The 26,496-nt window shown below is 41.9% G+C and carries 26 protein-coding genes; 3 read left to right on the top strand and 23 right to left on the bottom strand.

The genetic code is table 11. The features are described 5' to 3' along the window. Positions 1–13: 13 nt before the first annotated feature. The 3 genes from fre to pepE all read right to left on the bottom strand — a co-directional run bounded on the left by fre (position 14) and on the right by pepE (position 3,039). Positions 14–715, bottom strand: a complete 702-nt coding sequence (gene fre, locus M0M83_RS02850) for an NAD(P)H-flavin reductase (RefSeq protein ID WP_140172658.1) — start codon at positions 713–715, stop codon at positions 14–16. Between the two features lie 10 nt (positions 716–725). After that, positions 726–2,201 carry a 4-hydroxy-3-polyprenylbenzoate decarboxylase gene (gene ubiD / locus M0M83_RS02845; RefSeq protein ID WP_248467572.1) on the bottom strand — a complete coding sequence of 492 codons (1,476 nt, stop codon included), beginning with the start codon at positions 2,199–2,201 and terminating at the stop codon, positions 726–728. Between the two features lie 112 nt (positions 2,202–2,313). Continuing rightward, positions 2,314–3,039 (bottom strand): dipeptidase PepE, encoded by a 726-nt coding sequence (pepE, locus tag M0M83_RS02840; protein WP_248467571.1) that lies wholly within the window; start codon positions 3,037–3,039, stop codon positions 2,314–2,316. A 164-nt stretch (positions 3,040–3,203) separates the two neighbouring features. Between pepE and rfaH the strand changes: the two genes are divergently transcribed. Beyond that, on the top strand, positions 3,204–3,698 hold the full coding sequence (gene rfaH, locus M0M83_RS02835) for a transcription/translation regulatory transformer protein RfaH (protein ID WP_125892772.1): 495 nt from the start codon (positions 3,204–3,206) through the stop codon (positions 3,696–3,698). An 87-nt stretch (positions 3,699–3,785) separates the two neighbouring features. Here rfaH and tatC read toward each other — a convergent pair whose 3' ends face one another. The 17 genes from tatC to ltnD form a co-directional block, all read right to left on the bottom strand. Next, a complete protein-coding gene (gene tatC, locus M0M83_RS02830) occupies positions 3,786–4,553 on the bottom strand; it encodes a Sec-independent protein translocase subunit TatC (protein ID WP_213913964.1) in 768 nt (255 codons plus the stop codon). A gap of 3 nt (positions 4,554–4,556) precedes the next feature. Next, complete coding sequence (gene tatB, locus M0M83_RS02825) at positions 4,557–5,099, bottom strand: Sec-independent protein translocase protein TatB (protein WP_125892774.1); 543 nt, start codon at positions 5,097–5,099, stop codon at positions 4,557–4,559. 3 nt (positions 5,100–5,102) lie between these two features. Then, positions 5,103–5,384 (bottom strand): twin-arginine translocase TatA/TatE family subunit, encoded by a 282-nt coding sequence (gene tatA, locus M0M83_RS02820; RefSeq protein WP_125892776.1) that lies wholly within the window; start codon positions 5,382–5,384, stop codon positions 5,103–5,105. A 114-nt stretch (positions 5,385–5,498) separates the two neighbouring features. Beyond that, positions 5,499–7,133 (bottom strand): ubiquinone biosynthesis regulatory protein kinase UbiB, encoded by a 1,635-nt coding sequence (gene ubiB, locus M0M83_RS02815; protein ID WP_213913966.1) that lies wholly within the window; start codon positions 7,131–7,133, stop codon positions 5,499–5,501. Further along, entirely contained in the window at positions 7,120–7,773 is a 654-nt protein-coding gene (locus tag M0M83_RS02810) for a ubiquinone biosynthesis accessory factor UbiJ (protein WP_213913968.1), read from the bottom strand. Before M0M83_RS02810 ends, ubiB begins: the two co-directional genes overlap by 14 nt. Position 7,774: 1 nt before the next feature. After that, the gene (gene ubiE / locus M0M83_RS02805) at positions 7,775–8,530 is read right to left on the bottom strand and encodes a bifunctional demethylmenaquinone methyltransferase/2-methoxy-6-polyprenyl-1,4-benzoquinol methylase UbiE (RefSeq protein WP_102139083.1); all 756 of its coding nucleotides are present in this window, start codon (positions 8,528–8,530) and stop codon (positions 7,775–7,777) included. A 75-nt stretch (positions 8,531–8,605) separates the two neighbouring features. Further along, a complete protein-coding gene (gene rmuC, locus M0M83_RS02800) occupies positions 8,606–9,961 on the bottom strand; it encodes a DNA recombination protein RmuC (RefSeq protein ID WP_140172654.1) in 1,356 nt (451 codons plus the stop codon). Positions 9,962–10,068: 107 nt separating this feature from the next. Further along, complete coding sequence (locus tag M0M83_RS02795; protein ID WP_140172653.1) at positions 10,069–10,599, bottom strand: DedA family protein; 531 nt, start codon at positions 10,597–10,599, stop codon at positions 10,069–10,071. Positions 10,600–10,748: 149 nt separating this feature from the next. Beyond that, on the bottom strand, positions 10,749–11,531 hold the full coding sequence (locus M0M83_RS02790) for a tyrosine-protein phosphatase (RefSeq protein WP_125892786.1): 783 nt from the start codon (positions 11,529–11,531) through the stop codon (positions 10,749–10,751). A gap of 275 nt (positions 11,532–11,806) precedes the next feature. Further along, complete coding sequence (udp, locus tag M0M83_RS02785; RefSeq protein WP_042848832.1) at positions 11,807–12,565, bottom strand: uridine phosphorylase; 759 nt, start codon at positions 12,563–12,565, stop codon at positions 11,807–11,809. 288 nt (positions 12,566–12,853) lie between these two features. Then, positions 12,854–14,230 carry a GntP family permease gene (locus M0M83_RS02780; protein ID WP_125892787.1) on the bottom strand — a complete coding sequence of 459 codons (1,377 nt, stop codon included), beginning with the start codon at positions 14,228–14,230 and terminating at the stop codon, positions 12,854–12,856. A 10-nt stretch (positions 14,231–14,240) separates the two neighbouring features. Then, positions 14,241–15,200 carry a D-erythronate dehydrogenase gene (gene denD, locus M0M83_RS02775; RefSeq protein WP_248467570.1) on the bottom strand — a complete coding sequence of 320 codons (960 nt, stop codon included), beginning with the start codon at positions 15,198–15,200 and terminating at the stop codon, positions 14,241–14,243. Between the two features lie 63 nt (positions 15,201–15,263). Beyond that, positions 15,264–16,031, bottom strand: a complete 768-nt coding sequence (locus tag M0M83_RS02770) for a DeoR/GlpR family DNA-binding transcription regulator (RefSeq protein ID WP_004914906.1) — start codon at positions 16,029–16,031, stop codon at positions 15,264–15,266. A gap of 12 nt (positions 16,032–16,043) precedes the next feature. Further along, entirely contained in the window at positions 16,044–16,823 is a 780-nt protein-coding gene (gene otnI / locus M0M83_RS02765; RefSeq protein ID WP_125892791.1) for a 2-oxo-tetronate isomerase, read from the bottom strand. A 10-nt stretch (positions 16,824–16,833) separates the two neighbouring features. Then, positions 16,834–17,475, bottom strand: a complete 642-nt coding sequence (locus M0M83_RS02760) for an aldolase (RefSeq protein WP_004260842.1) — start codon at positions 17,473–17,475, stop codon at positions 16,834–16,836. Then, positions 17,468–18,745 (bottom strand): 3-oxo-tetronate kinase, encoded by a 1,278-nt coding sequence (gene otnK / locus M0M83_RS02755; protein ID WP_125892795.1) that lies wholly within the window; start codon positions 18,743–18,745, stop codon positions 17,468–17,470. The genes M0M83_RS02760 and otnK overlap by 8 nt, the downstream gene beginning before the upstream one ends. After that, positions 18,742–19,650 carry an L-threonate dehydrogenase gene (ltnD, locus tag M0M83_RS02750; RefSeq protein ID WP_248467569.1) on the bottom strand — a complete coding sequence of 303 codons (909 nt, stop codon included), beginning with the start codon at positions 19,648–19,650 and terminating at the stop codon, positions 18,742–18,744. Before ltnD ends, otnK begins: the two co-directional genes overlap by 4 nt. Before the next feature lie 381 nt (positions 19,651–20,031). Between ltnD and M0M83_RS02745 the strand changes: the two genes are divergently transcribed. Then, positions 20,032–20,421, top strand: coding sequence for a YidB family protein (locus M0M83_RS02745; protein ID WP_004260854.1), 390 nt, complete (start codon positions 20,032–20,034; stop codon positions 20,419–20,421). A gap of 60 nt (positions 20,422–20,481) precedes the next feature. Here M0M83_RS02745 and M0M83_RS02740 read toward each other — a convergent pair whose 3' ends face one another. Both M0M83_RS02740 and metE read right to left on the bottom strand, forming a co-directional pair. Further along, the gene (locus M0M83_RS02740; protein WP_248467567.1) at positions 20,482–22,020 is read right to left on the bottom strand and encodes a carboxylesterase family protein; all 1,539 of its coding nucleotides are present in this window, start codon (positions 22,018–22,020) and stop codon (positions 20,482–20,484) included. Between the two features lie 320 nt (positions 22,021–22,340). Further along, positions 22,341–24,614, bottom strand: coding sequence for a 5-methyltetrahydropteroyltriglutamate--homocysteine S-methyltransferase (gene metE / locus M0M83_RS02735; RefSeq protein ID WP_248467566.1), 2,274 nt, complete (start codon positions 24,612–24,614; stop codon positions 22,341–22,343). 108 nt (positions 24,615–24,722) lie between these two features. Here metE and metR point away from each other — a divergent pair, with 108 nt between their 5' ends. Further along, positions 24,723–25,679, top strand: a complete 957-nt coding sequence (gene metR / locus M0M83_RS02730; RefSeq protein WP_248467565.1) for an HTH-type transcriptional regulator MetR — start codon at positions 24,723–24,725, stop codon at positions 25,677–25,679. Here the strand turns inward: metR and M0M83_RS02725 are convergent. Beyond that, positions 25,564–26,463, bottom strand: a complete 900-nt coding sequence (locus M0M83_RS02725) for a carboxylate/amino acid/amine transporter (RefSeq protein ID WP_213913980.1) — start codon at positions 26,461–26,463, stop codon at positions 25,564–25,566. The genes metR and M0M83_RS02725 overlap by 116 nt on opposite strands. Between the last annotated feature and the right edge of the window lie 33 nt (positions 26,464–26,496).

The following is a 26,496-nucleotide window of genomic DNA, read 5'->3' as shown; positions in this document are numbered from 1 at the left end:
GAACTAGGACGGGTTAAATGAATTCGTAAGCATCACCAAATAACTGCTCCGATTTAGCTCCGCGTTCATTACAAAACCGTTCTCTGGCTATTTTGGCCATTTCAAAACGACCTGCAATATAGATATCATGGCTTGATAAGTCACCAAAATCCTCAAGCACTGCACTAAGAACCGTTCCTGTCCTTCCTCGCCATAGTTCATCTGGCTGTTCTACAACAGGGGTGATCTTTAAATTAGGATAACTTTCACTAAGCGCCTGTAGTTCACCAAGATCATATAAGTGCTCCAATTGACGACCGCCCCAATAGAACGTTATGTCACGATTTGGGTTTTCAGCTAATGCCGCTAGCAATACAGAGTGGGTATAGGAAAAACCTGTTCCACCCGCAATTAAAATCATTGCGTTACTGCTATTTTCCCGAAACCAAGCTTTACCGTGAGGAATGTCAATATTTATACGTTTTTGATCCAAAATTCGATCCATTACAGCCATTGCGTATAAATTAATCTCAGAAGCACCAATATGTAATTCAATCGTTTCTTTATTATTTGGGGTAGAAGCCATTGAGAATGGTCGTTTGTCACGCTCATCCATCACGACCATCAAATATTGGCCTGCTTTAAAATGAAAAGGACCATCTGGCAACAAAATCACCCGATAAACCGTATCCGTGATAGATTCAACAGATGTTACTTTACAGCTTAAAGTTGCCATGGTTTCCCTCTTATTTTTTATCAAAAATATTTAATTGTTCCCAAATATCATCAATGCGATATTTAACGCTCTCTGTCATTACGATAGGACGCCCCCACTCACGATCTGTCTCACCTGGCCATTTATTGGTAGCATCAAGCCCCATTTTTGAACCTAACCCTGAGACAGGAGAAGCGAAGTCGAGATAATCTATGGGTGTGTTTTCCATCATCACCGTGTCACGAGCTGGGTCCATTCGTGTGGTAATTGCCCAGATAACATCTTTCCAGTCTCGTGCATTAATATCATCATCACAAACAATAACAAATTTAGTGTACATGAATTGGCGCAGGTATGACCAGACCCCCATCATGACCCTTTTGGCATGTCCTGCATATTGTTTTTTCATTGTCACTACAGCAAGACGGTATGAACATCCTTCTGGTGGAAGATAAAAATCAACAATTTCAGGGAATTGCTTTTGAAGAATAGGGACAAGGACCTCGTTTAACGCTTCGCCTAATACTGCAGGCTCATCGGGTGGTCTTCCTGTATAAGTTGAGTGATAAATTGCATCGCGGCGTTGAGTCACATGAGTCACGGTAAATACAGGGAAAGTATCGATTTCATTATAGTAACCAGTATGGTCACCATAAGGGCCTTCAGGGGCCATTTCGCCCGGCTCAATATACCCTTCTAAAATAATTTCGGCGCCTGCGGGAACTTCGAGGTCATTCGATATGCATTTAACAACCTCAGTCTTATTACCGCGCAGTAACCCCGCAAAAGCATATTCTGATAATGTGTCCGGGACTGGTGTGACCGCGCCTAAAATGGTTGCGGGGTCTGCGCCAAGTGCGACAGCAACAGGAAATTTTTCGCCTGGATGAGCTTGGCACCATTCTTGAAAATCCAAAGCACCACCGCGATGGGATAGCCAACGCATAATGACTTTATTTTTTCCAAGAACTTGCTGACGATAAATACCTAAATTTTGCCTTTCTTTATGAGGACCTTTAGTGACTGTCAGCCCCCATGTAATTAAAGGCGCTGCATCTTCTGGCCAACAATGCATAACAGGGATCTTTGTCAGATCGACGTCTTCACCGGCCCAAATTTGTTCCTGACAGGCAGCCGAACTTAACCGTTTAGCTGGCATATTCAGAACTTGTTTAAATTTTGGAAGCTTATCAAAGAGGTCACGGAAACCTTTTGGAGGATCAGGTTCTTTTAGGAAGGCAAGTAATTTGCCTACATCATGTAAGGCTTTTATGTCCTCTTGCCCCATTCCCATTGCAACACGTTTAGTTGTGCCAAACAGGTTACATAAGACAGGCATGTTATAACCTTTGGGATTTTCAAATAATAGGGCCGGTCCCCCTGCTCTTAGTGTGCGATCTGCAATTTCAGTCATTTCCAAATAGGGGTCGACTTCCATTGTAATACGTTTTAACTCGCCTTGTTTTTCAAGTTGCGAGATGAAATCTCTAAGGTCACGGTATTTCATTATCTTCTTTTACTGTTACAGAGGGAGTCTCATTATAAGACGTCCGGCCAAGGTTACAAGTTACTGCCTAAAACACTTTAAAATCAATCTTTTTCTGGCTTAGTATACCATTTTACTGGCAATCAAAAGGCACTAATTTTTCTAATAGTACTGTATTAAATTGTTCTGAGAATGTTTTATTATGCTGAAATAGTTTAAAACCTTCATCTTTTCCGCTGAAATAGTGAAGCTCATTACCTTTAATTTGTAACCCACTTCCCTCCCTGAGTGCAACAACAACTTCATGAGGATTAATCACACAAAACTCTTGTAATCGCTCATCACGAGTTTCGCCCATATGGCCAGAAATATGGGCATCAATATAATGGGGGTTAATTTGTAATGGAAATAACCCTAGAGAAGGCATAATAGCAGCATTGCTAACAGGCATATCATTCGTAGTACGAATACTTGGCGTCGCTACATTACATCCCGCGCTCCAGCCGATATAAGGTACACCACGCTCACGAACCGCACGTTGAATAGCAACGATCAGCCCATTTTCATGTAGGCATTTATTCAGCCACCAAGTATTACCGCCACTGACAAGGATACATTCAGCTTGCTCAATCGCTTCTACAGGGCTAGAAAAGTGCTCAATAGTCGTGACTTTTATTCCCAACGATTCCGAAAGTTGTTCAGCTCTCTCATCATGTGAACCTCGAAGAACCGCATAAGGAACCAAAACTGCTGACTTTATGTTTTTACGAACAATCATTTCTTTGATTCGAGGTAAGGCGTAGCTAAGCCATACAGGGTTGCCTGGTAGCTTACCGTTACTCAACAAAAAGATATCCATTATGTCTCCTACTGATTTAGTTTTTGCACTACAGTTATCATAAGAATATATTGGATTAATATAGACCTAAGTGTATCAATAATATGGTGCCATTATTCATTAGTCACATTGTTATGTCGTAATTTGTTATCATAAACATAGTTTTGTCAGATGGAATTCAAAAAATGGAAAAATGGTATTTGCTTTATTGCAAACGAGGCCAAATTGAGCGTGCTCTGGAGCATTTAAACCGACAGAATGTTATTTGTATGACCCCCATGACCGAAATGGAAAAAGTGGTTAGAGGGAAAAGAATGACTGTGCAAGAAGCGCTGTTCCCAAATTACTTATTTGTGAAATTTGATCACAATGAAATTCATACAACAACAATCCAATCAACAAGAGGGGTAAGCCATTTTATTCGTTTTGGCCAATTGCCAGTAGAAGTCCCCGAAAAAATTATTGAGCTGTTACAACAAGCTCCCATTAGTCATACCGTTGCACCAGATATGCCAAAGCATGGTGATCAGGTTACCATTACGGAGGGTATTTTTGCGGGTGTACAAGCTATTTTTGATGAGCCTAATGGTGAGTATCGCTCTATTCTTTTACTGAATATTTTAAATAAAAGTGTACCTAAAGTGCTTGATAATACACAATTTAAAAAAAATACAGATTAAATATTTCAAGCGTTCAAGCAATAAAAAAGCCCTATCTAGAGGGCTTTTCATCATTTTACATTTCAAATAACCGCTATTTAGTGCAAATCAGGACTCTTCTTTTTCTTCTTCCTCTGCCCCTTCTTTCCGATTTCTGCCTTTACCAACATAGAAATTAGATAACAGGACACCGAGTTCAAAAAGCAAATACATTGGAACAGCAAGTAAAGTTTGAGAGAGTACATCCGGCGGTGTTAAAAACATCCCAACGATAAATGCCCCGACTAAAATATAAGGACGTTTACGTTTCAGTGATTCTGGTGTAGTCACGCCAGTCCAACACAGTAAAATAATTGCAATAGGTACTTCAAATGCGGCACCGAAAGCCATGAATAATGTCATGACAAAACTAAGGTATTTACTGATATCTGGAATAAAGTTGACGCTATCAGGGGTTGTTTTAACAAAGAAACCAAATGCGAGCGGAAAAACAACGAAGTAGGCAAATGCCATTCCCAAATAAAACAAGAAGCTACTTGAGACAAGCAAAGGCAACATGAGTTTGCGTTCATGCTTGTATAAGGCAGGCGCAATGAAAGCCCAAATTTGATAGAGAATAACGGGAATCGATACAAAAACCGATACCATCATTGTCAATTTAATTGGGGTAAAAAATGTTGACGCCACATCCGTCGCACTCATTTGCGAACCTACTGGCAGCTTATCAATCAAAGGGGCTGCTACCAGCCGATAGATATCATTTGAAAAATAAGCAAGGGCAGCAAAAACAATTAATACGGTAATTAAACAGTTTAGCAGCCGTTTACGAAGTTCAATGAGGTGGCTAATAAGTGGTTGTGTATCATTTACAGCCATGTGTTATTTTTCACTTTCAGTTTGATTAGAGTTTTTTACATTAGCTTCGAGTGATCCTACTGTTTTTACAGCTGTTGAATCTTCCGTTTTTTCATCCTCAACAACGGCAGCCATTTTAGCTGCATGTTCAGGGTTTGGATCAGACTCTTCAGGTTGCTGAGTATTATCTTTCGCTTCCTTTACAGCACTATCGTAACTGTCAGTGATCTCTTTTGCTTTATTTAACTCTGTTTCAATATCATTGGTTGTCTCTTGGTAGCCGCTTTTAAGCGATTGTGCAGCTGTACGCAATTCTTCCATGGACTGCTTAAGTTCAGGAGAAAGTGCTTCTAAATTAGCCTTTTCTTCAACCTTTTTCAGCGTGTCCTGTAGCTCCTGCAATTTTAACTCTTGCGTTAACTCATTTTGTACATTTGCAGCCATAGAACGCATCGCACGGATCCACCCAGCGACAGTCCTCACTGCCACTGGTAACCGCTCAGGGCCTAATACAACGAGACCAATAACTGCAATAAGCAACAGTTCACTAAAACCTATGTCAAACACGGTTTAACCCTGCTCTTTATTTTTGCTCTCAACTGGGCTTTCTTTCTTCTCAGCAGCCTGTTGTTCAGTAATATTTTTAGGTGCGAAGTCAGCATCTTGCTTTTCTTGTTCTGCTTTTGCTTTTTCGTCATCGTTCATTGCTTTTTTAAAGCCTTTGAGTGATTCACCCAAGTCTGAGCCTAAAGAACGCAATTTTTTGGTGCCGAAAATTAAAATAATAAGTAAAGCAATGATAATGAGCTGCCAAGGACTACCGAAAGCAGCCATTGCGAAAGTTGATTCCATTGTTAATACCTCTATATAGTTTTGGGATCAATGTTATGAGATCTATTATATACAACCAACACAAAATACGGAAATGTTCACAGCCTTATAAACTTGTCGCAAAACAAAGTTTACTTAATTACCGCCGGTTTTACTCCAACCAAACAACCAAGACAGCGCTCCTGCAACCATAAACACAACTCCAAACGGTGTGAGATTAGAAATAAGGAATAAACTTCCACAGAGTATAAATGTGGCACCGATACCTAAAAGGTACTGAGATTTTCGTTGTTTATTACGCTGACTTTTCAGTTGCTGCGTTAGTTGGTCAATATTCGATTGTAAATATTTATGCTGTCTCAAAGCACCATAAATCAAATCAGGAATTTCAGGCATTTTTTCTGCCCAATAAGGTGCCTTTTCTTTTAATGCTTGGGTAATTGCAGGTATCCCTACTTGGCTATGAACCCAGTCTTCAAGGAAGGGCTTTGCTGTTTTCCAGAGATCAAGTTGGGGATAAAGCTGCCGTCCTAGCCCTTCTACATACAGCAGTGTTTTTTGCAATAAGACTAACTGTGGCTGAACTTCCATATTGAAACGGCGTGCTGTATTAAATAAATTTAATAATACTTGCCCAAATGAAATTTCAGCCAATGGTTTCTCAAAAATAGGCTCACATACGGTACGGATAGCAAACTCAAAGTCTTCCACATTTGTGTCTGAAGGAACCCAGCCCGAGTCAACGTGCAATTCTGCAACTTTACGGTAATCACGATTAAAAAAAGCAATGAAGTTTTCCGCCAAATAGCGTTTGTCTTCTTTGTTTAATGAACCGACTATTCCACAGTCTATCCCTATGTACTGAGGATCTTCTGGATGATCGTAACTCACAAAGATATTGCCTGGATGCATATCTGCATGAAAAAAACTGTCACGGAAAACCTGTGTAAAGAAGACTTTAACACCGCGCTCTGCCAGCAGTTTCATATTGGTCCCCTGCGCTTTAAGCGCAGCAATATCGGAAACTGGGATCCCGTAGATACGCTCCATGACCATCACGTTTTCACGGCAATAATCTGGATAGACCTCTGGTACATACAGCATTGCACTATTTTCAAAGTTACGACGAAGCTGAATGGCATTTGCTGATTCACGGAGCAAATTCAGCTCGTCAATCAATGTTTTTTCATATTCACGCACGACTTCTTTTGGTCTTAATCGTCGCCCATCTGGCAACAAAGGAACCCAATTTGCAATGCGGTACATTAATTTAATGTCAGCTTTAATAATTGGCAAAATATCAGGACGAATCACCTTGATGACAACATCTTTGCCATTTTCTTTTAATGTTGCGGTATGAACCTGAGCAATGGACGCAGACGCTAAAGCTTGCTCATCAAAGTCATCAAACCACTGTTCTAGTGGCCCTTCGAGAGACTCTTCAATATAGCTTCGCGCCAGTTTGCCATCGAAACTCGCCACTTTGTCTTGCAATAGCGAAAGTTGATCTGCGATCGCAGGAGGGAAAAGATCTCGGCGAGTCGATAACATTTGGCCAAATTTGATCCAAACAGGCCCAAGTTCTTGCAAAGCAAGACGAAGCCTTTCGCCCAATGCTTTATCTTTATGCTTATTTTTAATCCAAAAGAAACCTAAGCGCCCGATTCGTAATGGTAACGTTAGTTTAATTTTGGGGATTAACTCGTCTAATCCGTAAGAGAGAAAAACCCGAATAATGAAGTAAAGTCGTTTTATTTCACCGGGTGTCATTCTTCTCCTCCAACTGGCTTAACCGTTGTTCAAGGGCACTCAATGAATTTTCTACTTGCTCGACTCCATCACTAAAATGAGCAAGTTCAAGTTGGCTAGGAGCCATTTTCCATTCTTCAATTATTGCGTCTTTGATATACGTTTTTTGCCGTTTTACTAAATGAGATGCAAGGCACGCACCTTTATTCAGTAATTTACTAAGCCCTTCAGCTGCAACATCACCGATATACGGTGATAAATAGTGAGCAGGATTCCAAATTGCTAAATCGAGTAAAGAAGACCAGTGCTGCACAATTTGCATATCCCCTTCAATCACGATATCACCACGATTGATAAGTTGAGATAATTGCTGTTTGTCTTTCAATTTAACAAGCGTAAAGATGGATGTTTTAATGGTACAGTCCGCAGGCTCAACCCACTGGCTTAACACATCAACATGATTTTCAGCAAAAACAAGTGTTAACGTTTTATTCAGTTCTTTAAGTTCAATTGCCATAACTTTACCAGCCAAACGCATTCTAGCAGGCTGTAGAACTTTTTCTTTAAACAACACGTGGTTAAGAGAGGTTTCCATCAATGCTGTTATCAAAGAATACAAAACTGTATTTTGATTTTCGGTATGTGTTGATGGTGCTTCCATCTTAGAATTTAAACCCTTTGTGCAATGCGACAATTCCACCTGTCATATTGGTGTACGACACCTGTTCAAAACCTGCATTTTCCATCATACCTTTTAGTGTTTCTTGGTTTGGATGCATGCGGATTGACTCAGCTAAATAACGATAGCTATCTGGATCATTAACGATCGCCTGACCAATACGAGGGAGTATATGGAATGAATAAGCATCATAAGCTTTATTCAAAGGCTCAATAATTGGTTTTGAGAACTCTAGTACCAATAAACGCCCACCTGGTTTTAGCACTCGGAACATAGAGCGTAGCGCTTTGTCTTTGTCGGTGACATTACGCAGACCAAAAGAGATTGTAATACAATCAAAATAGTTATCAGGGAATGGCAGTTCTTCCGCATTGGCTTGTACATAATTAACATTACCGACAATACCTAGGTCACGTAATTTCTCACGCCCCATTTTTAGCATTGAGTCATTAATGTCTGCGAGTATGACTTCGCCTTTTTCACCCACTAAACGTGAAAATTTAGCGGTTAAGTCACCTGTTCCACCTGCAAGGTCAAGTACTCGCTGATTACGACGTACTCCGCTCGCTTCAATGGTAAAACGCTTCCAAATACGATGGATACCAAATGACATTAAATCATTCATTAAGTCATATTTTGATGCTACTGAGTGAAAAACATTCGCTACTAGGCCAGCTTTATCTTCTTTGCCGACAGTACGGAAACCGAAATCAATGGTTTCTTTAGTTGGTTCAGTCATTTCTCTTATGCCTGCTTATCATTCAAACTTTTGTAGGAAGTGTAACAGTCTTTGAGCCAAAACCCTATCAGAAGTCTAAGATTCCGCACAATTAGACGTATCAGACCGCTCAACTAATTGAGGCTCGATAGGCTGCTTAATTTCGACTCCGAGCTCTTTAAAACTTTCCGCTTGGCTAATTAAATTTCCACGTCCTTCGGCAAGGCGTTTCATTGCCGATAGGTAAGTATTATTCGCTTTATCAAGACTGGTGCCTAAAACTTGCATATCATCCACAAACAAGCGCAGCTTGTCATACATTTTCGCTGCTCTATTTGCTATTTCCTGAGCATTTTGCCCTTGGCGTTCATATCGCCACATATTATTAATCGTTCTCACTGCGACTAACAATGTTGAAGGACAAACTAACATAATATTTTGTTTAATTCCTTCATCAAGTAACTCGGGAGCCTCTTTCAAAGCCAGTAAATAAGCAGGTTCAATAGGGATAAACATTAAAACGTAGTCCAATGAACGAATTCCCGGTAACTGATGGTAATCCTTACGGCTCAACATACGCATATGGTTGCGAATAGATGCCACATGGTTTTTTAGTGCTTGTTGCTGTTCATGTGGATCTTCGCTATTGAAGTAATGTTCATAAGAAACCAGCGACATTTTGGCATCAACGACCACATCTTTACCTTCAGGAAGATGAATAATCACATCTGGTTGATAGCGGCTATTATAACTTGTGTTGATACTAACTTGGGTTTCAAATTCACTTCCTTCACGTAAACCTGAGACTTCTAGGATCCGAGTCAGAATGGTTTCTCCCCAGTTCCCTTGAATTTTGTTATCTCCTTTCAGAGCGCGTGTCAGGTTAACAGCTTCTTTGGTCATTTGATTGTTGAGTTGCTGTAATTGCCTAATCTCATAGGTTAAAGTGTGGCGTTCTTTGGCCTCTTCACCAAAACTTTGCTGAACTTGCTGACGAAAACCATCTAATTGCTCACGAAAAGGTGACAACATCGCCAATAGGCTTTTCTGTTGTTGCTCAGATGCGCGCCGCTCATTTTGCTCAAAAATACGATTTGCTAGGTTTTCGAATTGCGCTGTCAGCCGTTGTTCACTATTTTGTAAAATGCGTTGTTTCTCTTCATTTGCTAACTGGTTTTGCTCAAAACGGGTGATGACCTCGCGAAGTTCCGCTTCTTGCTCTCGATTGATATCCCTTTGAGTACGCAGTTCTTGATCTAGCCTGTCATATTCCTCTTTCCATTGCGCAAGATGAATATTTTTTTCGTCACTCGCTGCAAGTTGACGATTGAGTTGCTGCAGTTCCTGATCTTTTTGCGCAATTTTTTGGGCAATAGAGAACCAAGTTGCTAAACCACCAACTAAAACGCCGCTCAGCACACCAATGACAGCATATAAAAGAGAGGTATCCACGGTTAAATCCTTACTTTACAAAGTCTAGTGTAAGGTAATGGGATACTGTATAAGTGTCCAGAGGTAATTTAGCCATTGAAGAAAATTTTGCGAAGCGCTTCGCAAGCTTAGCCTATCCAACTTGCGAACCACTTTAGGCCCAGCGCTCCTGGCGCTAAAATACCAAATGCCCAAATCATCGCAGAGGCGATATTGGCGAGCTGGAAATGCCGTTGTGGCATTGCGCAAATCCCAGCAACCAAGGGAACAATGGCTCGTAAAGGCCCGAAGAAGCGCCCAAAGAAAATTCCCCAGATACCCCAGCGGTCAAAGAAACGCTGCCCTTTATCAATCATTTGCGGGTTTCGAGAAATTGGCCACATATGACGTACATTTTCTTTGTAATGATAACCAATCCAATAAGAGAGCCAATCCCCAAAGAAAGCACCGAGTGCAGCCGCTAACCATATTGGCCAGAAAGTAATATTACTTTCACCAATCAAAGCGCCAAGCCCGAGTAAAATAACCGTTGCAGGTAACAAAAGTGACAGAAATGCCAGAGACTCCCCAAACGCCAAAAAGAAAATAATAGGAAGCGCCCATACTTCATGTTCGCGTGTAAAGTCCGTCACTATGGTGACAATTTCATTGAGTGTCACGGTCAGTTCCTTTCATTAGGGGATAATCAGAATACTGTAGCGAAAAAGTAGTAAATCAAAGTTAAACAAGGCAAAAACACCTTTGGAAAAACCGAGTTGTGGATATAGAAAAATGGCTCATCCACAACTCATGTTTCAGTTAGTATGACTTAGTCCAAAAATTGACTTTGTAGTGCTTCTCGTTGCTGTTTCCCTAGGCCAAAATCTTTTTCTAACCATTGATCTACATTGCCATACTCTCTTTCAATACTGTTTAGAGCTGTTCTCAAGAAGTCTTCACGTACTGAATAGACATACTCAAATTTTTTCACGATATTTTCGTCCATCGTTTTTGCGTGCTCTTCGAGTAAGTGTTTACGGTATGGTGCAAGTGTTTCATTAGTCAGTAAATAATCTTCCATTACTGTGTCTAAATCTGCACCTAACGCAAATAATACGAGTGCAGAACCGACCCCTGTGCGGTCTTTTCCTACTGCACAATGTTGCACGATCCCGCCTTTTTCTGGCTGCTTGAGTAAATTGACCAATTGGTGATAAGCAGGATTGTTCAAGGGTAATAGTTCGTATAAACGAAACATAAAGGCTTGTGGATCGAACTGTTCCAATATTTCTGGCGTTAATTTATCTAAATTTGCGGTGACTTCTTTAGCTAAGGGATTCGCTGGAGCATGAATATAATGCGCGCCTTGCCAAATGACATCAGGCTTATCTAAGATTTCAGCTTCATCACGATAATCAATGATTTGGAAAAGATTTTGTGAACGCAAAACCGCTTCGTCTTCCTGTGTTAATCGGTCTAACGCACCAGAACGGAACAGGACTCCAGGCTTAATTTTTCCACCATTAGCGAGTTTTTTACCACCGAGATCGCGGAAGTTAATACCGCCTTTTAAAGGCAAAACAGAAGGATGAAGATAAGGTGTTGTTGACATAATAATTCCTTTTCGCCCTATAGCTTTCATTCCAGTTAACAATAAAACAAATGTAACCTGAATAATTTAAGGGCACATAATATTGATAATTGTTTTTATGACAATAACAGATCTAGCAAATAAGAGGATCAGAATATTTCCTGAAAACTAATGAATAATGGCTAAAACTATAGAGGAAATAAAGAGAGATGAAAAAATAGATAAAAGGACTAAGCCCGCCTACTTTTCGTCCACAACCGAGTGAAATTCAAGTAAGCGAGCCAGTAAATCACGAACTACAGTAAGCGGCGAGCGGCTTCAACCACAATGCTTAACACGTTACCTTCCGTTTTCTTCAGTAACGCTTCATTTGGAATTTCTTGCTGGGTACGATTTACAATAACACCAGCCACCATACCTGCACGCAAGCCTTTACTACTTGAACACATGGTCAGTAATGTCGCTGACTCCATTTCATAGTTCATCACGCCCATGTCTTGCCACTCTTTCATCGACCCTCTGAAGTGACGCATTACACGGCCGGTATAGGTATCATAGCGTTCTTGACCTGGGTAGAAGGTATCTGATGATGCAGTGACACCGACATGAACGGTTGCGCCCGCGTCTTTCGCAGCAGCATAAAGCGCATTGGTGCAGTTAAAATCAGCAACTGCAGGGTATTCTAATGGTGCAAAGTGTTGGCTAGCGCCATCTAAACGTACAGCTCCCGTAGTGACTAACACATCACCGACATTGATATCTTCTTGAATTGCACCCGTTGTACCGATACGTAAGAACGTGCGGATACCAAGTTGTGCCAATTCTTCTACGGCAATCGAGGTTGATGGACCACCAATACCCGTTGAACAAACAATGACGGCTTTGCCGTCAAGTTCACCACGCCAAGAGGTATATTCACGTAATGACGCAAGGTGTACAGGGTTATCCATCAGACGTGCAATTTTTTCAACACGGTTAGGATCCCCAGGAACAATCGCTACGGTCGCACCCTGTAAGTCACTTTTCTTTAAACCTAAGTGGAAAACGTCGGACATTTCAAACTCCTTTACACAATGGCATCATTAAATCAGTCGATACTGATTAATCGTTATTTGTAATATAACGAGAAAACGATAAATTTTTAGTGATGGCTGTCACCTTTAATGAAAACAATAAAAGTTTGATTTCATCATTTAGTGATTTGAATCACATATATTCATTGTCTTTATTTCTCTTTAACATCCATTGTCATCAGTATAGATGAAAGTTTGACATAACGAAAAAAGCGCCCAAATGACTGGGCGCTTTGATTATTTGGCAGAACTAAAACTGATAACGCTATGTTAGAGAATTACATCAAGAATGAGGACACCAACTAGACCTATCGCCCACGCAATGGTGGTCGGAATAGACCAAACAATGATTTGTTGTTTAACGTCCTTAATTCCCATCATTCTGTTCACCACCCAATACAGGCTATCGTTGAAGTAACCGAAGAACAGAGACCCCATGGTTGCCGCTTGCGCCGCGACCAATAAGTTAATATCAGGTATTTGGCTAATAATTGGTGCAGAAATAGATGCTGCAGTAATCATTGCTACTGTACCCGAACCTTGAATCAAACGAACCAACGTTGCGATGATAAACGGAATCAATACAGGTGTAATCGGCAGATTTGCCACGTGTTCTGCAAGAATATTTCCTGTGCCACTATCACGCAGTACTGCACCTAATGCACCACCAGCCCCCGTTACAAGTAGGATGATACCGGCAGCTTGCAAGCCCTCTTCCATACGGTCGATGACTTCTTCTTTTGTTGCTTTTGGCATTAATGTGTAAACAGAGATCAACACACTAATTGATAATGCGATAATCGGTGCACCTAAAAATTGAAACGTTTGGAAGTACCAATTGCTTTCCATGCCTTGGAAAGATTCCGTTTTTAGCATTAACCCATTGATTGCATTTATGAAAATTAACAAAATAGGCGTAATAATCGGTAAAAGCGATAAGAACAGGCTTGGTAATGGTTTATTCGCTTTTTCTTCCATATAACGAGCGTGAACTTCTTTCAGGTCTTCACTACCCGTTTCATCTGGCATAAATTCAGGGTATTTAGTCCCTAACCATTTTGCGTAAAGAACAATACCGATAACACAAGGAATAGCGAGGCTCATTCCTGCCAGGATCATTGCGCCAACATCGACACCAAAGATCCCTGCCACGCCTAAAGGCCCAGGTGTTGGTGGAACGGTGTGGTGTGTCACCACTAACCCACCCGCGAGTGCAACGCCTAGAGTCAGTATGCTACGTTTACCATTTTTGGCTAATGCTTTTGCCAATGGGTATAAAATCACAAAAGCAGAATCAACGAAGATAGGAATACTGACAATATAGCCGGTAATTGCTAACGCCCATTCTTCGCGTTTTTTACCTAGCCATTTGATAAAGCTATAAGCTATCTGTTCAGCAGCACCTGAAACTTCCAGCACCCTTCCCATCATTACCCCGAGTCCAATAACAATACCGATGCTACCGAGTGTTGACCCAAAGCCTTTTGTGATGACTGTCACCGTCTCTGCTGCAGTCAAACCACCGGATACACCCGCGATGGCCGCAGCAATTAGCATTGCTAATAACGCATGAACACGCGTTCGTAATACTAAAAAGATCAAGACAAATATGGCCACTGCGAGGCCAATAACAGGAATATAGGACATAGGCTATCTCCTACTTAGAAGAACCGTGGTGGGTGATAAACGAACGGATCGCATCACCAAAAGAGCCATCTGCACGGAAACCAAGATCCAATGCACGGCTGATATCAAATTTGCCCGGCCAGCTCGCCACAATACGGTTAATGGCTTCATCAGGTTCAAAGCGAATAAGATCCACCGCTTCTTGACCTGCAACATCACGTAAAGCATCAATCATGCCTTGAACAGTAACGGTAATACCTGGCAGGTTTACAGTGCGTGATTTACCGAATTTCTCAGCAGGGATACTGACTGCATGAATAAAATTGTTAATCACGGTTTCAGGGCTAGATAACCATAACGCGAGATCTGGGGAGACAGGACAAACACTTTCAACCCCATTTAATGGCTCACGAATAATGCTACTTGCGAATGAAGAAGCCGCTTTATTTGGCACGCCCGGACGAATACTAATAGTTGGCAAACGCATCACACGGCCATCAACAAAGCCTTTACGTGAATAGTCATTAACCATCAATTCACACATAGCCTTTTGAGCACCATAGGACGATTGTGGGTTAACGACACACAAGTCTGTGATGACATCAGGTAGCTCACCACCAAACACAGCGAGGGAGCTGGTGAACATAAATTTGATTGCTGGGTTCTTGGCTCGAGCGACTTCCAGTAATTGGCGAGTGGCTTCGAAGTTAACCTTCATACCCAAGTCAAAATCACTTTCAGCGTGACTACTTACGATAGCCGCAAGGTGGAAAACCACGTCGGTTTGCGCGTCAATCAGTTTATCTGCCGCGCCGGCTTGCGTTAAATCTAAAGCGACACAACTGACTCTGGCATCTTCAATCGGTGATGTAGGGCATTGAATATCGGCTAAAACAAGGTGGTCAAATTTTAAACCCTGAGTATTTTTAAGCAAAGCAGCGGCTAGCTGCTGGCCCAGAAAGCCTGCGCCACCAGTAATAATAACTTTCATTGTAATTCTCCTTGCTATAGCCCTTTAACTGGCTATGCAGTATTAGGTAAGATTATTTATGTTTTATGTCTTGATTAAATGAAGTTTTATGTTTTGTTCTGTTATCCGCTGCACCACATCAGCTGGCAATTGGTCATCGCAAATGATGTCGTGCAATTGATTCAATGGGCAAACACGAAACATGCCATATTTGCCAAACTTACTACTGTCTGAAACCAGCACACAACGGCGAGCAACATCCAATAGCGTCTGTTTTATCTGAACTTTTTCCTCATGTGGAGTCGAAACCCCATGCTGTAAATCCCATGAGCTGGTGCTGATAAAAGCAATATCAACATTGAGCGTTTTCAGCATCATCGCAGCCGTATTTCCGACACTAGAGTGGTTACGTTTATCCACTAATCCCCCGGTGTGGTATAGATTCAGCTGCGATTTATTCATTAAATACTGCATAATCGAAAAGTCATTAGTGACAATCGTTAAGTTAAAACGCTCACCAAGTACACGTGCAATCTCAAAAGTGGTGGTTCCCGCATCGAGATACACCACCTGCCCATCTTCGACTAACGAGCTAGCAAACTGGCCAATTTCACGCTTATGGCGATGATGCAACCGCGCCTTTTCACTCCAAGGTAGCTCTTGGCGCAACACATCATTTAACTTAACACCACCACTAATACTGAGTACCTTCCCTTCTTCTTCCAACATCCGAATATCACGTCGCACTGTCATATGAGAGACATTCATTAACTCAACCAAATCACTGATCGATACGGTTTGATGTTCATGCACGTAACGGTAAATAAAATCACGACGCTCAGAAGGGAGCATAGGTTCTCCTAATTATGAATTTGCTTGTTTAAGCCAGCCTAATCCATCTTCGGTGCGGCCTGCTGGATGATATTCACATCCTAACCAGCCTTCATAACCCATTTCATCTAATTGCTTAAAAATCCATGGGTAGTTGACTTCTCCGCTATCCGGTTCATGCCGATATGGGACTGACGCTATCTGAATGTGACTAAATTTACCCCATAAACGTTCAATTGTTTTCAATAAATCACCTTCCATAATTTGGCAGTGATATAAATCCAACTGGATAAATACATTTTCACGGTCAATTTCAGGCAGCAATGCTTCCGCTTGTTTTTGTGTTGTTAAAAAATATCCAGGCATATCACGGGTATTGATTGGCTCAATGAGTACACGAATACCGTGCTCAGCCATCACATCGGCCGCATATTGAATGTTTTTGATATAGCACGCAGTTTGTTGTTCGAGCGTATAATTTTCATTCACTTTTCCTGCCATCGCATGAACTTGTTTGCAGCCTAACGCTTTCGCATATTTCAATGCGGTTTGTACGCCTTCGGCAAATTCGTTCTCACGACCGGGGATCGAAGCCATACCGCGCTCCCCTTGTGCCCAGTTACCCGCTGGCATATTAAACAGGGCCTGAGTTAAATGGTATTTACTCAGCTCACCGGCAATGACATCGGCATCTTCTTCATAAGGAAAAAGATACTCAACACCTTTGAACCCTGCATTTGCAGCCCGTTCAAAGCGCTGTATAAAAGGCACTTCGGTAAACATCATGCTTAGATTTGCAGCAAATTTAGCCATTTTTGCCTCGCTACTTTTGTGGATAACGACTTTCGAGCTGTTCAACCTGCTCTTGCGTTAATGTTGTAAAGCCATGTGGGCGTAATGTGATATATAAGCGAGCTGTATCTTCTAACTCTTCTGCATTGAAGAAAGCTTGTCTTAATGTTTTACCACCCACGACCGGGCCATGATTCGATAGCAATACCGCATTATGTGTCGGTGCTAATTTTGCAATTTCCTCACCAATTCGGTCATCCCCCGGTGGCAAGTATTCAATCAATGGCAGTTTCCCCACTCGCATCACATAATATGGCGTGATTGGCGGTAAACAATTTTTTGTATCTAACCCTGGCAAGCAAGACAACGCAGTTAGCCAAGGTGAATGAAGATGAACAACCGCTTGGCAATCAGGACGTTGTAAATACATCGCCATATGCATAGAAACTTCTTTTGTCGGTTTATCTCCCCCAATCCAATTGCCTTGTGCATCGAGCTTACTCAGTTTGTTAGGGTCTAAATCACCAAAACTGGAGTTGGTCGGTGTCACGATAATCGAACCATCAGGTAACCGAGCACTAATATTCCCTGCACCACCGCTACTGTAGCCGCGGTTAAACATTGATTTAGCCCAATCGACTAACTCTTGGCGCAGCGCCTTTTCATCACTCATTAAACATCTCCTGTGCAAACTGGAAGAAATTTTCTTGGCCGAAATTACCTGATTTCAGCGCTAACCAGTTACCGCTTGCTAAGTCCTGTACCCATGGCACACCAGGGGCGATTGGTGAACCAATACTTAATTGTTCTGTTCCAAGGCTTTGAACCACTTTTCCAGAGGTTTCGCCGCCAGCAATAATAAAGGTGTCATACCCTTGCGCTTTCAACAGCACGACAACTTCACCAAATACCTTCTCGACCGCGGAACTTGATTCCGCTGCGCCATATTTTTCTTGTGTCTGTTTCAATAACTCAGGTGATTGAGTGGCATAAAGCATTGGTGCTAAACCAGTTAGTTGCTGTGCTTGCACCCAATCTGCCAATGTTTTGGCATACTCAGGGTTATTTAAACACTCACCCACATCCAACATTTTTGCAGGGGCAACTTGTTGATAAGCCTGCACTTGTTTGTTCGTCATTACCGAACAACTGCCTGATAAAACAACTGTCTTCCTGTTTTTACCTGTTGGTTTTTCACCTCGTTGCGTTGTGCCCCCCCATGGACATTGGCTATCCACATTGGCCAGTGCAGCACCGAGGCCGGAACCCCCAGTTAACAATGGCATCGCTTTAACCGCTTGTGCGATAGGAAGCAAGTCATCCATCGTCAAGCCATCAACGACCGCGTAACTCACACCTTGTTGAGCTAATTCGGCAAGTTTTTGGCTAACAACGTCACTGCCTTTTTGAATATCATCAAGTCTGACTAAACCTGCTTTGCCTTTTGATTGCTTTTCCATCACACGCAATAAGTTTGCATCTGTCATTGGCGTGACAGGATGGTGCTGCATGCCACTTTCATTAAGTAGCTGGCCATTCACAAATAAATGCCCATGAATAACGGTTCTGCCGTTAATCGGTAACGCAGGACAAACTAATGCTAAATCTGTTCCTAGTTGCGCCATTAATGCATCTGTAACGGGACCAATATTGCCTTTTTCGGTGGAGTCAAACGTCGAGCAATATTTAAAGAAAATTTGCTGACAATTCGCTTTTTGTTTCAGCCAATTGCACGCATTTGTCGATGCACTGACAGCTTCATCCACAGGACAAGAGCGGCTTTTTAAACTAATGACTATGGCATCAACATCTTGTGGTACCGGTGTGTTTTCATCGGGTTCATTCAATAACTGGACGACCTTCCAACCGTTTTGCACCATAAAGCCTGCGATATCAGTCGCACCGGTAAAATCATCCGCTATTACGCCTAACTTCACTGTCATGCTTTTTTCTCCGGTAAAGTAATACCTTTAAATGTTTTGATCACCGCGCTGTCATCCTGCAAACCAAAACCTTCATTGCTCGCTGAAATAAACATTTGATGGGCGGTTGAAGCTAGTGGGAGCGGGAAATTTAATGCTTTCCCTGTTTCCATCACTAGCCCTAAATCTTTGACAAAAATATCGACTGACGATTTTGGGGTGTAATCTCCGTCTAGAACATGTTGCATGCGGTTTTCAAACATCCATGAATTTCCAGCTGCATGGGTAACAATGTCATACATTACGTCAAGGTTAATCCCCGCCTTGGCGGCTAAAGCCATGCTTTCTGCCGCTACCGCAATATGCACCCCAGCTAATAACTGGTGGATTGTTTTGACGGTTGAACCTAATCCAACCTCATCCCCTACGCGATATAAGCGCTCTGAAATAGCATCAAATACGACTGAAAGTCGCTCAAATAAAGCGGGAGCACCTGATGCCATTATGGTCAATTTACCTTCAGCCGCTTTAATTGAACCACCTGAAATAGGCGCATCTACAAGCGGTAATTGGTATGAAGCAAGGCGTTGAGCGATATTTTTGGTTTGTTCAGCGGAAAGTGTGCTATGCAGTACAATAATGGTACCGGGGCTTAATTGCTCAACCAGAGGCTGTTCACCCGAAAATAAAATCGCTTCAACTTGACGACCATTGACGACCACTAGCAATAAAGCATCAATCTCATGGGCGAATTCCGCTGCATTTTGCCCCACCGCGACGGCTCCACCACGCAGTAGGCTTTCGCAAGCGTCTTGGTTTAAATCAAATCCATAGGTAGGGATCGTCTTTTTTATAAGAGATTGTGCGATCCCCATCCCCATAGAACCTAGGCCAATCACGCCAACTTTATTAACGAAATTTCCCATAATGACCCCTGATGTTGTTAATCTTCGTGACTGTTGTGAATTCTCACATAATAAAATTCACAAACACATGACTAACATCACATTTGAGATAATATAAAAAACAAACAATTAAAATATAACCAATTGAATTAAAACAAAATAAAAGCAAAGACACCTGAAACAAGCTTTCACAGAATAATGTGATAAAAAATGTGATGCACGTTATGTTTATTCACGTTTAATTCACAAATGAAAAACCTTTTTTCTCTACTGAGCTATATTCAATGCATCATTTCTATTGACCTAAAACTCAAATTGCTGAAAATAGCCGACTACAATTTTATGAATAATGCTCCATACTATGGATGAGAGCATGAATTGGCTGATTGCCTAGGAGATAACATGGGGTTATTTGAGCAAATGATGGGTATGGTTGCAGGCGATAAAATGCAGCAATTTCAATCAGTAATAAACTGGGTTGAGGAGCAAGGTGGCCTTCAAGGTGTTATCGAAAAATTTAACGAACAAGGCTTAGGTGGTGTTATTGCATCGTGGATCAGTGAAGGGAATAATTTACCTATCGATGCTAGCCAATTAATGCAAGTTTTTGGAAATGCGAATATCCAGGAATTAGCTCAACAGGTTGGCTTAGAGCCTCAAGCAACCTCAGAAATGATTGCTAAATATCTTCCTCAGTTAGTTGATAGCGCCACACCCAATGGCGAAGTCCCAGAAAACCTCGATTTGGCTTCTATCGGTATGAACTTACTGAAATCTAAATTATTTGGTTAATACTTCACTTGATAAGCCCAAGCTTTGGGCTTATCAATCACACAATTTACCAATAATTATTTATTGCGCCGTTTGTTGATTAAAATACGCATCTAAAGGTTCACTAAACCAGCGTCCATTCAGTACTTGAGAGACAATTTCCTGCTTGTCTTTTGCTGTTACGGTATTATCCTGCTCAATTGAATCAATAACATCCTGATATTTATATGGCTTATTACTCATATAAATTATTGATTTTTCTTTATTCTCATCGATAACCAATAATGACTCACCTGCTTGCTCATTTTCCGGTGTCCAACGTTTCCATACCACTTGTCCTTCAAGGGATGGTTCTCCATTAATCAAAAAATTAGCGAGATAACCATTGAATTTTTGCCTTACATCTTTAGTACCGTTTAACGTCACTAATTGCTGAGTAAATGGACTAAACTTAGTTTTATCCCATAGTACTAAAAAAATACCGTGGAAAGTCCCTAACGGAACAAGTTCACTACCCGTAACTAATTCATTGTTCCCTATACCAAACTCAATGCCATAAATTGGCGCATTATAATGTGGGTACATCTTTTGTGCCGATTGATTCACATTAAATAGACTATACAACAGACTTCCGTATTTATTCGCAAAGTTATATTGATTTAAAAGCGTTGTGTTGGAGAACAGAGTATGATTTTTACTTGCACTCGCAAAGCGCTTATCACCCAAAGCAAATAACGAAAACTCACCTTGTCCTGTGACCATGATAATTGGCACTGAATGGTATTTATCTGTTTCAAAGCCATTTTTAGGCAGGACGACCCCATCACGATAAAGGTGTGGGAAATGTGACATACGAATGCCTGCATCACCAAATAAACTCGCAAGATCTGCTGCAGATAATTGATAGAGATAAGCCTTCAGTTCAGGCGAACGACTTAGAACCCATTCTTTCGCTGAATCTAGCGTAGGCTTTTTATTATCCCTAACAACAAGTTTAGCCAGCCTATCTGCAAAGATCTGTTCTGCTTGCTCCTTATCTGAAGTGGTCATACCCCCGCTAAATACAATCGCTTTATTGAATGATCTATCAAATATTGGAGAGATCAGCATTGCCATAACATTACGCCCCCCCGCAGAAAAACCGGAAATGGTGATGTTATTTGGATTACCACCGAATGCCGCAACATTTTCTTTTACCCAGTCTAATGAGAGCTTAATATCAAGTAAGGCATAGTTTCCTGAATCTTCGACTTTATCACCGGTATTAAGCGCTTGGATCGGGTTAAAACCCAATGCACCGAGGCGATAATTAACCGTGACAATCACGGCATTCAATTCGGTTGCAACGACCTGAGGGTTAAATTCGCTGGAAGCTCCCGTTTGGTTATTTCCACCATGCAAATAAAATAGTACCGGAAGATTTTGCTGGTTATTATCAGGACGATAAACATTAAGATTCAAACAATCTTCGGCCCCTGTAGGCCCAGTTTTACTGATTTGAATGCAATCTGTGGCAGGTTTTGTTGCATCAAAAATGCCTTGCCATTGACTTGCTGGTATCGGTTTTTTCCAACGTAATTCCCCAACTGGAGCCTGTGCATAGGGTATTCCTGTCCACACGACTAGTGTCTGTTGCGTGCTACCTTGAACTTTACCCGCCGTTGTTTCGATAATGTGATTGTCCCCTTGAGCCTGTACACCAAATGAGGCAGCGAAGAAAAGTGCAACTGTACTCGCTGGTATTAATGTTTTTTTATATATTTTTTTAACATATTAACTCCCTGATAATTTAACAACTTTCAATGTTATCCCTGCACATAAACCAACTAAATAAAATATATATCAGTAATTGTTTAGTTATTAAACTTCATCTTTAACTAATAATGCGGAAAACAAAAAGGGCAGGTTTCTCCGCCCTCTATAACTCGCCAACTTAAATTTTAGTGTTCGTTTCTAAGTTGTTTCGCTGCCTCTACCATGTTGGCTAATGCCTGGCGAGTTTCTGGCCAGCCTCGCGTTTTCAAGCCGCAATCTGGGTTAACCCATAAACGCTCAACCGGAACACGCTTCGCCGCCTTTCTTAATAATGCAACAATCCATTCCACATTCGGTACATTTGGTGAGTGAATATCATAGACGCCGGGCCCAATTTCATTTGGATAATCAAAATGTTCAAATGCGTCCAACAAATCCATATCCGAGCGTGATGTTTCGATAGTGATCACGTCAGCATCCAGCGCCGCAATAGAATCCATGATGTCATTGAACTCGCAATAGCACATATGGGTGTGAATTTGCGTGTCATCATCGGCAACCGCCGCACTGAGTTTGAAGGCATCAACCGCCCATTTGAGGTAAGCCCCCCACTCGTCTCGACGCAATGGCAACCCTTCACGCAGTGCAGGCTCATCGATTTGAATAATGCCGATCCCCGCTTTTTGTAAGTCATCCACTTCATCGCGTAGCGCTAATGCGATTTGCTTGGCGATGGTTTCACGGCTAACGTCTTCACGTGGGAATGACCAGCACAGAATCGTTACTGGGCCTGTTAACATCCCTTTGACCGGTTTCTCCGTTAAAGACTGAGCGTATTTTGCCCACTCCACGGTTATCGCCTCTGGCCGACTAATATCACCAATAATTACAGGGGGTTTTACACAGCGGGAGCCATAACTTTGTACCCAACCATTTTGGGTAAATACATAACCATCAAAGTGCTCCCCGAAATATTCCACCATGTCATTACGTTCAGCTTCACCATGCACAAGGACATCGATACCTAAAATTTCTTGTTCTTTAATGGCTTGCTTAATGTGCTCACTAATATTGGTGCGATAGTAGGTTTTATCCACATTCCCTTTTTTGAAGTCTAAACGTAGCGTTCTAATTTCACTGGTTTGTGGGAAAGAACCAATCGTGGTGGTCGGCCATAATGGTAAGTTAAAGCGTTGACGTTGGCGCACTGCCCGCTGTGGATACGGGCTATAACGCTCGGTATCCCCTTCACTAATAGCCGCCAAACGCTGAGCCACTGATGCATTATTCACACGAGTTGATGTTTTACGTGCTCGAATAGGTGCGCTGTATGTCTCTAATTCAGCAATGTGGCTGTCTGTTGGCTGATTTAACGCTTTTGTTAACAGGGCAAGTTCTTCGCATTTTTGGACAGCAAAAGCAAACCAGCTTTTTACTTCCGCATCTAAACGTGTCTCATCATTTAAGTCGATTGGGCTATGCAGCAATGAACATGACGTCCCGACCCATATATCACGATGACCTAAGAGTGGCTTCACCCGTAAAAATTTTTCCCCTAAGTCAGCCTTCCATACATTACGACCATTAATAATTCCCAGTGATAACACCCAGTCTGCTGGTAGCACTTGGTGTAGTTTTTCAATATCATCAGCGCCTGCGACCACATCAACATGTAAACCTTGCACTGGCAATTGCTTAATCAAGTCTAAATGGTGGCTCACACCATCAAAATAGGTGGTTAACAACAGCTTTATGTAACCTGACAGCGCTTGATAAGCCTGCTGATAAGCTTGCTGCCATTGCTCTGGTAAATCTAACACTAATACGGGCTCATCGATTTGCACCCACTCAAGGCCTTTTTCTGCTAAGCGCGACAAGATCTCCTGATAAACAGGTAGTAATTCATTCAGTAATGATAAGCGGTCAAATGGTTCCCCTTTCACTTTACCTAACCAGAGGTAGGTTATAGGGCCAATGATAACGGGTTTTACCTTGTGGCCTAATGCTAACGCCTCATCAACTTCGTCAAACAACTGTGTCCAAGACAGGGAAAATTGTTGCCCCTTTTGAAATTCAGGCACGATGTAGTGGTAGTTCGTATTAAACCACTTCGTCATCTCACCTGCTGGAGCAGGTTTGCCCGTTGGTGCGCGACCGCGAGCAACTCGAAATAAGGTATCTAAATCAATCGAACCATCTTCATTTTGATGGCGTGGCGGCACATTGCCCAATAGCAAACTGGTTGTCAGCACTTGGTCATACCAAGCGAAATCACCAACGGGTAATAACTCAACACCTGCACTTTTTTGTTGTTGCCAATGGCGCGCACGTAACTGATAACCGGTTTCTAATAGCGCGGCTTGGTCAATCTTACCTGCCCAATAATCTTCTTGTGCACGTTTTAGCTCTCTTTTTAGACCGACACGAGGAAAACCAAGTGTATGATTTATAACAGACATATTGCCCCCTTAAAATATTTAGCCGTCTAGATGTTTACACATCCATAATCAACAGGTACTGTATAAAGCACAAGCGCAAATTTTTCATTGTCACCGTGAAGGTTTCTCATGATCGAATTAAAACATCTAAAAACATTGCAAGCGCTCAGCCAATACGGTTCATTAGCGGCAACAGCAACACACTTGCACCAGACACAGTCAGCTTTATCACACCAATTTAGTGATTTAGAGCATCGGCTAGGTTTCCGGTTATTTATTCGTAAAAGCCAACCTTTACGCTTTACGCCACAAGGGGAAGTTTTATTACAATTGGCACAACAAGTTCTGCCATTAGTGAAAAACGCCATTCGAGTATGTAATGAGCCTGGAGTTTGTGCGTTACGCATCGCCATTGAATGCCATAGCTGCATTCAGTGGCTGACCCCTGCACTACAACAATTCAGGCAAACTTGGCCACAAGTTAGTGTGGATTTTAAATCTGGGGTAGCGTTCGACCCACAACCTGAATTGCTCTCAAGGGAATTGGATATTGTGATGACCTCTGACATTTTGCCAGATCAAGGCATCCACTATACGCCAATGTTTGATTATGAAGTGAAGCTGATTGTGGCAAATGACCACCCTCTAGCCAAGAAACCACATATTGAACCCCATGATTTGGCAGATGAAACGTTGCTTATCTACCCAGTACAACGGGATCGCTTCGATGTGTGGCGCCATTTTCTGCAACCTGCGGGTGTGTCACCCAACGTGAAAAATGTCGATAATACATTGATTTTGATTCAAATGGTTGCAGCAAAAATGGGGATCGCAGCACTTCCTCACTGGGCGGTTGATTCATTTGAAAAACAAGGATTAGTAAAAACCAAAACTTTGGGTAGCGGTTTATGGAGCCGGCTGTATGCGGCCTGCCGTGAAGGAGAGCAACGCCAGCCAGCTATTGAAGCATTTACTGAGGCGACGACGGATCACGCTGTGGAGTACTTGTCTTATGTGAAGGCCGCGAAAGGATCCAACGCTTATGCACCCAAAGAGAAGCAACTATCAGGCTCGACCCTATGGTAAAACTCAGCCAATCTGGATGCTGTTGCCAGATAACAAAATTAACTAATAACCCCGCTGGGACCATCATGTTATTCATAATAGCAAGGGTTCCAGCATCCACTTTGGTTGCACCATAGTTCCACATAAAGTAACCAATGCCTGAAGCCGCAATGCCCAACCACAATAAGACCCCCCACTGGAGCGTTGTTGTGGGCATCATTGATTTATTACCAAATAGCAGCCATCCAAGCAATGCAACTAGCGTTGCACCAAGGTAAAACCATGAGAAAGCCTGATGTTGAGGGATCGGATGTATCTCCATCAGTCGTTTATACCCCACCTGTCCAATCGCAAAAAAGATATTTGCCAACTGCACAAAAAGTAAACCTAACCAAAAAGATTCACTCAAATGGTCATAACGAATAATTGCTGCGCCAATCACCGCTAATAGTGAGCTAAACAGGTAACCTTTACGCAGCTTCTGCCGCTCTAATAAGTCATAAATTAACGTGACATATAGCGGTGTTAACACTGTAAAAAGCAAAAATTCAGCAACAGTAAGGTATTGATAAGCATGGAATACAAACAGGTACATGATGCCAAGTTGGCAAGCGCCCACTAGCATATAGAGCGAAATCACTTTAGCGCTAAACTGCCGCCAACGTAGGAAAGGTAAAAAAACTAGCGAAGCCAGTGCGACCCGCGCTAATACTGAGAACCAACTATCGACTTGGCCCGCAAGGTATTCGCCGATAAGACTAAACGACGCTGCCCAAAGCAGCGTCGTAATAACAAGTAACCACATATGCTGTATTTCGCCCCAAACTTAAGAATGTTG

Origin of the sequence: Providencia rettgeri (assembly GCF_023205015.1) — a bacterium.
Lineage (GTDB): Bacteria > Pseudomonadota > Gammaproteobacteria > Enterobacterales > Enterobacteriaceae > Providencia > Providencia rettgeri_E.
The sequence above is the reverse complement of the archived record's forward strand: the minus strand, read 5'-3'. Positions and strand labels throughout refer to the sequence as shown.